Genomic DNA, 11,444 nt, shown 5'->3' with positions numbered 1-11,444 from the left:
CCGCGCACTTAGGCACTCGCCCGCGAAAGGGCAATAACGAGCGCAGCCTGCGCCGGAAACGACGGGAGTGAGGATACGCGATGGCTGGGGCGATCATGGGGCTTGAGCAATTCGCCGAGGCGCTCGAATGGCAGGCCCGCCATGCCGAACGCAACGGCGCTCCCGCAACGGCCCGCGTGATCCGGGCGTTGGCGAAACTGCGCGATAGCGACACGGCGACCGGACGACGGATCGCCAATTGGCAGGGCCTGACGCTCAAGGACGCGCTGCCGCTCAGGGTCACGGGCGGGCTGCACCACCTTGTGCTGACCGGGGCGGACCGGCGGCTGGAGCGGGTCTATGCCGGGCAGGTGACGGCGCAGGAAGAGATCGACGCGCTCGTGTGCGAACTTGCCCAAAGCTTCGACACCCTCCTCCTGCCCTGGCTCGATCGCCCGCCACAGACCAACGAGGCGGGCCGTTCGGCGAGCATCATGGCCGGGCTGCTGTGGCTCGCCCGGCGCGCGCAGCCGCGTTTCGCCCTGTTCGAAACGGGCGCGAGCGCGGGGGTCAACACCATGCTCGATCGGTTCGCCTTCCGCCTCGGCGAGACCGAAGTCGGCCCGGCAGGCTCGATCATGCGGATCGAGCCGGAATGGCGCGGCACCTCGCCGCCCGCTCCGCCCGAGGGATTCGCCATTGACGCCCTGAGCGGCTGCGACCTTGCGCCGATCGACCTCGCCGACCCCGAGGCCGCGCTACGGCTGAAAGCCTATGTCTGGCCCGATGCACCCGGTCGGCTCGCCCGGATCGACGCGGCGATCGCGCTCGCGTCCGAATGCGCGCCCGAAGTGGCGAGGATGGATGCGGATGCCTTTGTCGAGCAGCAGCTCGACCGGCCGCAGACCGTGGGGACGACGTGCGCGCTGTTCCATTCGATCATGTGGCAATATCTTCCCGCCGCAACGCAAGACGCGATCTCCGCGCGGATGGAGGCGGCGGGCGCCGAGGCGAGCGAGGAGCGTCCGCTCGCATGGCTGGCGCTCGAAACCGATCCGGAAACCTTCGCCCACGACCTCACCGTGCGCCTGTGGGACGGCGGCGAGCATCGCGGCCAGCCGGTCAAGCTCGCCCGCGCCCACCCGCATGGCGCATGGGTCGAATGGCTCGGCGGGCAGGGTGCCTAGCCGGAGAGAAATTCCTCCATCGCCCGGTTTACCGCGTCCGGAGCCTCCCACGGCACGAAATGCCCGCAATTGGGCACGCGCACGATGGTGAGCGGGTCGACGATCTCATCCAGCCCGTCGAGATTTTCGGGCGGCAGGGCGAGGTCGTCCAGCGCCCAGATGACCAGCGTGGGGATGGCCAGCTTCGGCAGGTCGGGCGGGGTATAGCCCGCAGGGATTTCGTAGGGCGCGTCCATTTCCGGCACGTCGATGGGCGAGGCGCGGTAGTAATTGAGCATCCCGAAGGCCGCGTCGCGGTTCTGCCAGTCGCGCAGCAGCGCGTCGCGTTCCTCCGCCTCCATGGCGTCGGGGCGGTCCCACTTGACCTCCTTTAGCAGCAGGCCCGTCAGCCCGTGCTCCTTCACCAGCGCGTCATTGGCGGGATCGCGAAAGCCGCGAATATACTGGCTCGCCTCGCGCTGCTGGGGGTTGGTGTAGAGCAGGCGCTGGAAGATCTGCGGGTGCGGCGCATTGGCGATCACGGCGCGCTCGACCCGCATGTGCTGGCCCGACAGCGCCACGCCCCATGCGATCGCGCCGCCCCAGTCGTGACCGACAATGGTAAATTTCGCGATGCCCAGCGCGTCGGCCAGCAGGAAAACGTCGCCGATCAGCTTGTCCGGCGTGTAGGCTTCGACCTCCTGCGGCTTGGAGGAGCCGCGATAGCCGCGCTGGTCGGGCGCGATGCAGCGAAAGCGGTCCGAGAAATGGCGGATCTGGTGACGCCACGTGCGGTGGCTTTCGGGAAAGCCGTGGAGGAAGATCAGCACGGGGGCATCGGTCGGACCTTCATCGACGACATCGAGATGCAGCCCGTTCGCCAGCTCGACCCGTTTTTGCTCCATCATCGTGTCAGCCCTCCGCCTCGAGTTTTTCCATGTAACCGTTCGCCACCATTGCCGCGACCTGGTCGAACAGTTCATCGGGGGTGCGGCGCATTTCGCCCATGCCCGCTTCCATGCCCCGCGCGACGATGATCTCGCGCGTGCCTGCGGCTATTTCGTCGAGCATCGTCTTCGCCGCATCGGGCGCGGGAATGCCCTCGTCGATCACGCGGTCGCTGCGCCCGCGTTTCGACCCGTCGGCGACGAGAGCGTTGCGCGCCACGTCGGTCGCGACCGAGCCGGGGTAGATGACGTGGACGCTCACGCCGGTCTGCGACAATTCGGCGCGCAGCGCGTCGGCATAGCCCGCAAGGCCGAACTTGACCGCGCAATAAGCGGTCCGCATCGGCACGCCGACCTTGCCGGCGATGGAAGAGACGAAGGCGAGCGCGCCGCTGCCGCGCTCGGTCATGTGGCCGATCAGCCCTTGCGAAAAGGCGATCTGGGCGGTGAGGTCGATGTCGATGATGTCGCGGTAGACGTGCATCGAGGTCTTGAGCGCGCGGCTCCGCTGCGACACGCCCGCATTGGCGAAGGCGAGGTCGACGCCGCCCTTCCACCCGATGGCTTTCGCGGTCGCCTCGGCCAAAGCCGCCTCGTCGCGCACGTCGAAGGGGAGGACGAGAGCCTCGCCGCAATCCGCGGCGACCGCCGCCAGCCGCGCCTCGTCCCGGCCCGACAGCACCACGTTCGCGTCGCGCCCCGCAAGGTCGCGCGCGAGCGCCGCGCCGATGCCCGAAGACGCGCCCGTGATCCAGGCGGTCTTGCCGCGATAGTCCATGAAATCCTCCCCGAAATTCGCGTTTTATGGATAGCTGACGGTCTTGGGCCTGTCAGGCAAGGGGATAAATTCCTCTTCGTCGCCGGGGACTGCGGGGAAGCGGCCTTCGCGCCAGTCCTCTTTCGCCTGTTCGATCCGCTCGCGGCTGGAAGAGACGAAATTCCAGAACACGTGGCGCTGCGTGGCGAATGCTTCGCCGCCCAGCAGCATGACCCGCGCGCCGCTTTCGCTCGCGAGCCGCATCGTCTTGCCCGGCGCGAGGACGGCGAGTTCGTAAGGGGCGAGCGCGATGCCGTCGACGCTGGCCGCGCCTTCGACCAGCATGACCGCGCGCTCGTCCGCCTCGGCCTCTATCGGCAGCGCGCCGCCTGCACTCAGCACGATCTCGGCATAGATCGTCGCGGCATGGGTCGTGGTCGGAGCCCGCGCACCCCACAATTCGCCCATGATGACGCAGGCCCGCGCCGCGCCGTCCTCGATCCACGGCAGGTCGGTCTGCGCTTCGAAGGCGGGGTCGATTTCCTCGCGCCCGTCGGGCAGGGCGAGCCAGGTCTGCATCCCGAACAGGCCGGGCTTGGTCGCAAGCTCCGTCTTGGGGCTGCGCTCGGAATGGACGATGCCGCGCCCCGCCGTCATCAGGTTGACCTGTCCCGGGCGGATCGTGGCGAAAGTGCCGAGGCTGTCGCGGTGGTCGATCGCGCCTTCAAACAGCCATGTCACGGTGGCGAGGTTGATATGCGGATGTGGGCGCACATCCATGCCTTCGCCGCCGGTGAGATCGGCGGGGCCGAATTCGTCGACGAAGATGAAGGGGCCGACCATGGTGCGTTCCCGGGCGGGCAGGGCGCGGCGGACCTCGAACTGGCCGAGATCGTGGGTCACGGGTGTGATGGCCTGGGCGATCGTCATGCCGTGTGCTCCTCGATCAGGCTGCGCAGGGTTTCGGGGTAGAGCGCCTCGTGCCAGTCGTCGAGTTCATCGAGGGCGAACCAGCGATGCTCGTTCATCCACGCCTGCTCCAGATCGGTCTGGCGCGACGTGTCGATGTCCGGGCTGTCGACGCGCACGATGAAATAGCGTTCGTCCGCGCGCACCGGCTCGCCTTCGGGGGTGACGAATTCGGGCGTAGTGCGGGCGATCTGTTCGCCGGGTTCGGCGGTGATGCCGGTCTCCTCGAACAATTCGCGCCGCGCCGCCTGCTCGAAGCTCTCGCCCGGCTCGCATTCGCCCCCCGCCGTCACCCAGAAGGGGTCGCGGCCGGGAATGTCATAGCGAAACATCAGGACCCGGGGCCCCGGGGCGAGCACGATCAACCTGGCCGAACGGCGCAGGCGCTTTAGCGCTGTCCCGCTCGCGGCGACATTCATTGGGTGGGCGCGCTGGCCTGGATCGCGACCGCGTGGACCCGCTCGCCCACCATGTCTCCCAGCGCCGCAATGACCGCGCGCTGGCGGGCGAGACGGTTCATCTCGGCGAAGGCGGGGGCCTCGATGACAATCGTGAAATGCGATTCGCCCGACCCGTCATCGCCCGAATGGCCTGCATGCTTCGCGCTGTCGTTTATGATCTCCAGCCGCGTGGGGTCGAATTCCCCGCGCAGCTTGGCTTCCATCTCGTCTGCAACCGTTCCGGCCATCGCTTCACCTCTTTGCAACTCCCGATGCCTTGGAATCTGGCATGCGCCGCGCCATTCTCAAGCCTTATGTCTGCTGCACGATCTCAAGGGCGGTTCCACGGCCGCCACGAAGGCACCCGCTGCACCTGCGAAGCTCCGGGATGCGAAGAGCCGGGCGAATTCCGCGCGCCGGGCGAACGCCCGAGCGGATTCGACGGACCGGGCGAGTGGCGTTGGTTCTGCCTCGAACATGTCCGCGAATTCAATGCCGGTTACGACTGGTTCGAAGGGATGAGCGCGGAGGAAATCTATCGCGCCCAGTCGCCGGCAAGCGGGTGGCGCACCGAAAGCCCCTCTTTCGGGCCCCGGATGCAGGCCGGCGGCGGGATCGACGGTATGCCGCGCTGGGCCGATTACGACGATCCGCTGGATGCGATCTCGGCCCGAGCGAGCGGCATACGCAGCCGCGCCCGGCGCGAGGCGGAAATGGCTGCGAGCGGGCGCTTCTCGAAGGAAGAGGCCGCGGCGCTGGAAACGATGGGCCTCGGCTCCGACACCGACAGGAGGCGGCTGCGGCGGCGCTATTCCGAACTCGTGCGGCGCTACCATCCCGACCGCAATGGCGGCGACCGGACCTATGAGAAACGCCTGAACCGCGTGGTCGAGGCCTACCAGGTCCTGCGCAAGAGCTCGGCGATCGGCTAGGCTCCCGACTCTCCATTGGCTTCGGCAATCAGTTTTGCATCGATCGCGTTGGCGTCGGCGTAGGCGGGGCGCTGGGTGACGCGGTCGACATAGGCGCGGAAAGCGGGTCGCTCGGGGATCGAGCCGAAGCGCAGGCCCCAGACGAACTGGCTGCCGACATAGGTGTCGGCCATGGTGAAGCGGCTTCCGGCGGCGAAATCATGCGCCGAAAGCCAGCCGTCCAGCGCATCGAGCGTCCGCTCGAGCGTGCCGAAGCCCGCGGTCGTGTCCTTCCCCTCGGGCACCTCCCAGCCCATCATCCGCGCCATGATCGCCTGTTCGAGCGGGCCGGCGGCGAAGAACAGCCAGCGGAAATAGGCCGCGCGCTCATGCGCGTCGGGCAGAAGGCCCGCCTGCGGGTGCGTTTCGGCAACGTAGTGATTGATCGCCGCGCATTCGGTGACGACGTGATCGTGGCCGCCGCTGTCATCCCCGTGGTGGTGGACCAACGCGGGAACCTTTCCCATCGGGTTGATGTCGGTGAAATTCGCAGGGAGATTGTCCCAGTCGAACACGACGTGGTCGTAGTCCGCGCCCGCCTCGTGCAGCGCCCAGCGCGAAATCTGCCCCCGGCTCATCGCCACGGTGTAGAAGGTGAATTCGGCCATTGGTCAGGTTCCCGTCGCGGTCCGGTCGAAGACCGGGGTGAAGCTTCCGAAGATCATGCGCGCACCGTCGAAGGGCGGCGGGTTCGCTTCCGGGTCGAGCCTCGGGTCGCTGCCCGCCGCTTCGCCCATGCGCTCCATCGCGGCATCGCGCGTCGCCCTGTCGGGCCATTCGATCCAGCTGAAGCACACCGTCTCGTCCTCGCGCGCGGCGACCGCGCGGTGGAAGTCGGTCGCCTTGCCGCGGGGCACCTCCTCGCCCCACGTCTCGACCACGCGCAGCGCCCCGTTTTCGAGGAACCACGTGTCGACGCTTTCGCAAAAGGCGGTGAATTCGGCCCTGCGCGCGCTGTCCACGGTAAAGGCGTATCCGTCGATATAGGCCATGCTGTCCTCCCGTCCCGCGACGCGGCATAGCACGAAAGCCGCGCCCGGTCAGGTCTGGCGAAAGGCCCAGCGCAGCGTGCGCCCGACACCCCAGGTTGCCGCACGCGCAGGAATCGCGGTGAGCACCGGTCGCTGGATCCGCAGCATCGAGCGCGCCCAGTCCGGCACCATCGCCACCGCCTCGGCCGCGACGACGGCCTGCAGCGCCTGCGGCGTGCCCTCGGGCTTGGAGGTGAGGACCAGCTGGGCGACCTCGCGCGCCTCCGGCGAGGTCTTGAGGTCGGCGCGCAGCTCGCGGAAAATCGCCTCGGCCTCGCGGCGGCTTTCGGGGACGGGATCGGCGCCGAGCGCCCGCGCGATGATCGCGAATTGCCGGTAATATTCGTCCTGCTCCGCAAAGGGCATGTCGGGCCGGACATGGCGCAGATATCCGGCAAGGAAGCTCTGCGCCTCGACCACGTGGACCCAGGCCAGCGTGCGCGGATCGGTCGCGGTATAGGGCTCGCCGCCGGGCAGCGTCCCGCCGACATGGGCGTGGATGCGATTGACCCGCTCGATCGCCTTCATCGCCTCGTCGCGGTGGCCGAACGTCGTCACGGCGATGAAGCGCGCGGTGCGGCGCAGCCGACCGTGCATGTCGGCGCGGAAATTGGAATGGTCGAGCACGCCCTGCAGCGCGGCCGGGTGCAGCATCTGCAACAACAGGCCCCTGATCCCGCCCGTCATCATGCCCACGATATCGGCATGCACCATGCGGATCGGTGTATCGCGCGCGAACAGCGCCTCGTCGGATGGCGGCACCGGCTGCTGGCCGGTCTCGTTGAAGAGGTCGCGCACCTGCCCGACAAGGCGCAGGCGCAGGGTTTCGAGCGGGTCCGACATGGACACAAAGTAATGCCTGCAGGCGTGATTTGCGAGCATCTTCGCGGCCCGCGCCGCGCACTTGCAAAATTAGCAGGCCCGCGCGACTTGCAGCATTGCCTGCGTCCCTCTAACCGGGCTCTTGCGATGAACAGCCATTCCTCAGAAGAATTCGCCGGCCAGAGCGCCATGCCATCCCAGCCCGACACCACGGTCGACGTGAAAGAAACGTTCGGCATCGATGTCGACTGGCAGGTCCCCGCCTTTAGCGGCAATGACGAACACGTCCCCGAACTCGACGAGGATTACGTGTTCGATCCCGACACGACGCTCGCGATCCTCGCAGGTTTTGCGCATAATCGGCGGGTGATGGTGCAGGGCTATCACGGCACCGGCAAGTCGACCCATATCGAACAGGTCGCAGCAAGGCTGAACTGGCCGAGCGTGCGCGTGAACCTCGATGCCCATATCAGCCGGATCGACCTCGTCGGGCGCGATGCGATCGTGCTGAAGGACGGGCTGCAGGTGACCGAATTCAAGGAAGGCATCCTGCCCTGGGCGCTGCAGCACCCGGTCGCGCTGACGTTCGACGAATATGATGCGGGCCGCCCGGACGTGATGTTCGTGATCCAGCGCATCCTCGAATTCGACGGCCGCCTGACCCTGCTCGACCAGAACCGGGTCATAACGCCCAATCCGTGGTTCCGGCTGTTCGCGACCACCAATACGGTCGGCCTCGGCGACACCAGCGGGCTTTATCACGGCACGCAGGCGATCAACCAGGCGCAGATGGACCGCTGGAACATCGTCGTCGCGCTCAATTATCTGCCCGCCGATACCGAGCAGGCCATCGTCAAGTCGAAGACTCCCGATACCGACGACAAGGTCATCGCCGACATGGTCAAGGTCGCCGAGCTCACCCGGCAGGGCTTCATGAACGGCGACATCTCGACCGTGATGAGCCCGCGCACCGTAATGACCTGGGCGCAGAACGCGGCGATTTTCAAGTCGGTCGGCTTCGCCTTCCGCCTGTCGTTCCTTAACAAATGCGACGAGGCCGAACGCACGCTGGTTTCCGAATATTACCAGCGCGTCTTCGGCGAGGACCTGCCCGAAGGCGCGGCGAAGGGGACGGTGACGGTCGGGCGCTGAGGCGCCTGCCGCGCCGATCCGGCTGCCTCGCCCATCCGCATGCGGGCGATCCCGCTTGTATCAGCCCGTATTAGCCTGCTAATACACCGGGCATGGGCCTGTTCGAGCGATTCCGCAAGAATGCGCGCGCGAACGGGCGCGAGGAGGAAGGCGCGGACGCACCCGGTTTCTTCCCGCTTTACGAATCGCAGCTCCCGCCGGCCGATGACGACGCTCCGCCCCCACCGCGCGCTGTGCCCGCGCCCGACTATGCGAACTGGGATCACCGCCTTGCCCGGCTCGACGGCGCGCTGGAGGCCGAGGAACGCCGCCGCCTGCGCCCATGGCAGCGCGATTACTGGCGCGCGCGCGGCAGGCTGTGGTGGGCGCTGCGCGCGCTTGCTGCTGCGGCGCTTGCCGTTATCGCACTGATCGGCTGGCTCGCGGTCACCGCGCCGCTGTCGAAAAGCCTCGAGCCGATCGCCGCGCCGCAGGTCACGCTGCTCGCCAGCGACGGCACGCCGATCGCGCGGCAGGGGGCGATGGTCGATGCGCCGGTCGAGATCGCCAAGCTGCCGCCGCATGTCCCGCAGGCCTTCATGGCGATCGAGGACCGGCGGTTCCATTCCCACTGGGGCATCGATCCGCGCGGCATCGCGCGCGCTCTCTGGACCGGGCGGGGCGGAGGATCGACCATCACCCAGCAGCTTGCCAAGTTCACATTCCTCACCCCCGAACAGACGCTCACCCGCAAGGCGCGCGAGGCGCTCATCGCGCTGTGGCTGGAGGCGTGGCTGACCAAGGACGAAATCCTCGAACGCTATCTTTCCAACGCTTATTTCGGTGACAACCAGTACGGGCTGCGCGCGGCGAGCCTGCATTATTTCTATCGCCAGCCCGAAAATCTCCTGCCGCAGCAGGCCGCGATGCTGGCCGGGCTGTTGCAGGCCCCGTCCGCCTATGCCCCGACCCGGCATTACGAGCGGGCGAAGCGGCGCATGGACCTCGTCGTCGCCGCGATGGTGGAGGAGGGCTATCTCACCCCGGCCGAGGCCGAGGCATTGCCCGCGCCGCGGCTCGACGTGCGTACGCGGAACGACCTTCCCACCGGCACCTATTTCGCCGACTGGGCGCTGCCGATCGCGCGCGAGGGGATGGAGGCAAGCTATTCGCGGCAGGTGCTCGCCACCACGCTGGATGCGCGCCTGCAATCGCTCGCCGGCCGGGTGGTCGCGCGCGCGCCTTTGGGGGAGGCGCAGGTCGCGCTGGTGGCGATGCGGCCCACGGGAGAGGTGGTCGCGATGGTCGGGGGAAAGGACTACCGTGCCTCGCCTTTCAACCGTGCAACCCAGGCCCGCCGCCAGCCCGGATCGACCTTCAAGCTGTTCGTCTATCTCGCCGCGCTCGAAGCAGGGTGGGAGCCGGAAGACACCATTGCGGGCACACCGTTCGAGGACGGGTCCTATCGCCCGGAAAATGCCGGGGGGACCTATTCCGATACGATCACGCTCGAGCACGCGCTCGCCACGTCGAGCAATGTCGCCGCCGTACGGTTGATGAACGAGGTCGGGTCGGAACGGGTCATAGCCATGGCGCGCGCGCTCGGCGTCGCCTCGGACCTGCCCGAAGGCGACCCGAGCCTCGCGCTCGGCACCTCGACCATGACCCTGATCGAACTCACCGCCGCCTATGCGGGCGTGGCGGGCAATGCCTTCCCGGTCACGCCGCGCGCCTTCGAGCGGGAGGAGCGCGGCTGGCTCGACTGGCTGACGACGCGCGAGGACAGCCTTTCGCGCCGCCACCACGAGGCGATCGAGCGGATGCTGCGCGCCGCCGTCAATCGCGGGACGGGGCGCGCGGCGATGCTGCCCGTCGCCAATTACGGCAAGACCGGCACGACGCAGGATTACCGCGACGCGCTGTTCGTCGGCTATGCGGGCGAGGGCGAGGAGCGGCTGGTGGTCGGCGTGTGGGTCGGCAATGACGACAATTCGCCGCTCGACGGCATTACCGGCGGCAGCCTGCCGGCGCGCATCTGGAAGGATTTCATGCGCGGCGCATTGCGCCTCGGCGCGCCCGCCCCGGCACCGAAACCCGCCGCTTCGCCCGATCCCGAAGGTCCGGTGCAGCCCTTCGACGTGCCCGAGGGCGCGGAAATCCCGCTCGACGACAACGGCTCGCGGCTCAGGATCGAAGAAGGCGCGGTCACGGTCACCACCGAGATCGAGGGCGAGCGGCTCGAATTCCGCCTGCGCGAGGACGGCTTCGAAGTCGTGCCCGGCGGCGCGGACCCGCCGAATTAGGCCATCAGGATGTTCATCACCGCGCTCGCGATCGGGCGGGAGCGGTCGTCCTGCCACGCCTCCACGGCGATATTCGCATTGCGCCGCCCCAGCCGCGCGATCCGGGCGAGGGCAAAGGTGCGCTTGGACCGGCCGGCGGAGAGATATTGCACCGTGATGCCGATCGGCTTCAACTGCGGATCGCGCCCCTCGGCCAGCAGCCGGGTACGCAGGGCGGCATAGCCGGCCGTCTCCAGCAGGCCCGCCGTCGCCCCGCCGTGGAAATGGCCGGGGCGCCCTTCGACATTGCGGGTGAAATCGACCGCGAGCACGGGCAGGCCGCCTTCCTCGCCTTCCACCTCGATCCCGAGCGAGCGGGCATAGGCGGTCAGTTCGGCTGTGCCGGGATCAGTCATCGTCGCGCCCTTCGGTCTTGGCGTTTTCGGCCTGCGCCTCGAGCCGTTTTTCCGGATCGTAGGAAACCTGCATGAAAACCCCCGCAATATGCGCCACCGGATCGTTTTCCTCGCCGTCATGGGCGATGCCGCGCACGAAGGCTGCCGAGCGTGTGGTGCGATAGCATTCGACCCGCCCCCACACCGCGCTCTTCTCGCGCGCGGGGCGTTGGTAATCGACCCGCAGGTCGAGCGTGGCGACCGGCGTGAACACGCCCGTCGTCTGCCAGATCGACATCCCGCTCGCCATGTCCATAAGGCTGACGATCGGGCCGGAGGCGAGGACATGGCGGTCGCGCTCGCCGATCAGGTCCTCGCGCCAGGGCAATTTCAGTTCCACCCAGTTTTCGCCGTGCGCGACATATTCGAGCCCCAGCCAGCCCGTATGCCCGCCCCGGAAAAAGTACTTGCCCGCCTGCTGCGCGTCGAATTTCGGCTGCTCGCTCATGAGCGATGTCCCTAGGGCGGGCGGGGCGCGCATCCAATCCCCCTTT

The 11,444-nt window shown here is 67.8% G+C and carries 14 protein-coding genes; 4 read left to right on the top strand and 10 right to left on the bottom strand.

Annotated features, from left to right (window positions below; all coding sequences use genetic code 11):
* Nucleotides 1-80: 80 nt before the first annotated feature.
* Nucleotides 81-1,166, top strand: coding sequence for a DUF2332 domain-containing protein (locus tag RIB52_RS05250; protein ID WP_350173635.1), 1,086 nt, complete (start codon nucleotides 81-83; stop codon nucleotides 1,164-1,166).
* Here RIB52_RS05250 and RIB52_RS05245 read toward each other — a convergent pair.
* Genes RIB52_RS05245 through RIB52_RS05225 form a run of 5 tightly spaced genes read right to left on the bottom strand, consistent with a single transcriptional unit; the run spans nucleotide 1,163 to nucleotide 4,506 of the window.
* Complete coding sequence (locus tag RIB52_RS05245; protein ID WP_350173633.1) at nucleotides 1,163-2,053, bottom strand: alpha/beta fold hydrolase; 891 nt, start codon at nucleotides 2,051-2,053, stop codon at nucleotides 1,163-1,165. The genes RIB52_RS05250 and RIB52_RS05245 overlap by 4 nt on opposite strands.
* Before the next feature lie 4 nt (nucleotides 2,054-2,057).
* Nucleotides 2,058-2,870 carry an SDR family NAD(P)-dependent oxidoreductase gene (locus RIB52_RS05240; RefSeq protein ID WP_350173631.1) on the bottom strand — a complete coding sequence of 271 codons (813 nt, stop codon included), beginning with the start codon at nucleotides 2,868-2,870 and terminating at the stop codon, nucleotides 2,058-2,060.
* A gap of 24 nt (nucleotides 2,871-2,894) precedes the next feature.
* On the bottom strand, nucleotides 2,895-3,779 hold the full coding sequence (locus tag RIB52_RS05235; RefSeq protein WP_350173629.1) for a pirin family protein: 885 nt from the start codon (nucleotides 3,777-3,779) through the stop codon (nucleotides 2,895-2,897).
* The gene (locus tag RIB52_RS05230; protein WP_350173627.1) at nucleotides 3,776-4,237 is read right to left on the bottom strand and encodes an NUDIX hydrolase; all 462 of its coding nucleotides are present in this window, start codon (nucleotides 4,235-4,237) and stop codon (nucleotides 3,776-3,778) included. Before RIB52_RS05230 ends, RIB52_RS05235 begins: the two co-directional genes overlap by 4 nt.
* Nucleotides 4,234-4,506, bottom strand: a complete 273-nt coding sequence (locus tag RIB52_RS05225; protein WP_350173625.1) for a BolA family protein — start codon at nucleotides 4,504-4,506, stop codon at nucleotides 4,234-4,236. The genes RIB52_RS05230 and RIB52_RS05225 overlap by 4 nt, the downstream gene beginning before the upstream one ends.
* 66 nt (nucleotides 4,507-4,572) lie before the next feature.
* On the opposite strand from RIB52_RS05225, the gene RIB52_RS05220 reads away from it, so the two are divergent.
* A complete protein-coding gene (locus tag RIB52_RS05220; protein WP_350173623.1) occupies nucleotides 4,573-5,190 on the top strand; it encodes a DnaJ domain-containing protein in 618 nt (205 codons plus the stop codon).
* On the opposite strand, the gene RIB52_RS05215 is transcribed toward RIB52_RS05220, so the two are convergent.
* From RIB52_RS05215 to RIB52_RS05205, 3 genes are read right to left on the bottom strand one after another with little or no spacing between them, the layout of a single operon-like run.
* Nucleotides 5,187-5,837 (bottom strand): glutathione S-transferase family protein, encoded by a 651-nt coding sequence (locus RIB52_RS05215; protein ID WP_350173621.1) that lies wholly within the window; start codon nucleotides 5,835-5,837, stop codon nucleotides 5,187-5,189. The two genes, RIB52_RS05220 and RIB52_RS05215, sit on opposite strands and share 4 nt — an antisense overlap.
* Before the next feature lie 3 nt (nucleotides 5,838-5,840).
* Nucleotides 5,841-6,221 (bottom strand): DUF1428 domain-containing protein, encoded by a 381-nt coding sequence (locus RIB52_RS05210; RefSeq protein WP_350173619.1) that lies wholly within the window; start codon nucleotides 6,219-6,221, stop codon nucleotides 5,841-5,843.
* 48 nt (nucleotides 6,222-6,269) lie between these two features.
* Nucleotides 6,270-7,103 (bottom strand): oxygenase MpaB family protein, encoded by an 834-nt coding sequence (locus tag RIB52_RS05205; RefSeq protein ID WP_350173617.1) that lies wholly within the window; start codon nucleotides 7,101-7,103, stop codon nucleotides 6,270-6,272.
* Between the two features lie 126 nt (nucleotides 7,104-7,229).
* Here RIB52_RS05205 and cobS point away from each other — a divergent pair, with 126 nt between their 5' ends.
* Together cobS and RIB52_RS05195 are read left to right on the top strand one after the other, a co-directional pair.
* A complete protein-coding gene (gene cobS, locus RIB52_RS05200; RefSeq protein ID WP_350173615.1) occupies nucleotides 7,230-8,234 on the top strand; it encodes a cobaltochelatase subunit CobS in 1,005 nt (334 codons plus the stop codon).
* Nucleotides 8,235-8,326: 92 nt separating this feature from the next.
* The gene (locus RIB52_RS05195; protein WP_350173613.1) at nucleotides 8,327-10,516 is read left to right on the top strand and encodes a transglycosylase domain-containing protein; all 2,190 of its coding nucleotides are present in this window, start codon (nucleotides 8,327-8,329) and stop codon (nucleotides 10,514-10,516) included.
* On the opposite strand, the gene RIB52_RS05190 is transcribed toward RIB52_RS05195, so the two are convergent.
* Complete coding sequence (locus RIB52_RS05190; RefSeq protein WP_350173611.1) at nucleotides 10,513-10,911, bottom strand: PaaI family thioesterase; 399 nt, start codon at nucleotides 10,909-10,911, stop codon at nucleotides 10,513-10,515. The genes RIB52_RS05195 and RIB52_RS05190 overlap by 4 nt on opposite strands.
* Nucleotides 10,904-11,398, bottom strand: coding sequence for a PaaI family thioesterase (locus RIB52_RS05185; protein ID WP_350173609.1), 495 nt, complete (start codon nucleotides 11,396-11,398; stop codon nucleotides 10,904-10,906). The genes RIB52_RS05190 and RIB52_RS05185 overlap by 8 nt, the downstream gene beginning before the upstream one ends.
* Between the last annotated feature and the right edge of the window lie 46 nt (nucleotides 11,399-11,444).

This window comes from Erythrobacter sp. (assembly GCF_040217515.1).
In the GTDB taxonomy this organism is placed as follows: Bacteria; Pseudomonadota; Alphaproteobacteria; order Sphingomonadales; family Sphingomonadaceae; genus Erythrobacter.
Note: the sequence above shows the minus strand (reverse complement) of the source record. Positions and strands in the feature narration are given on the sequence as shown.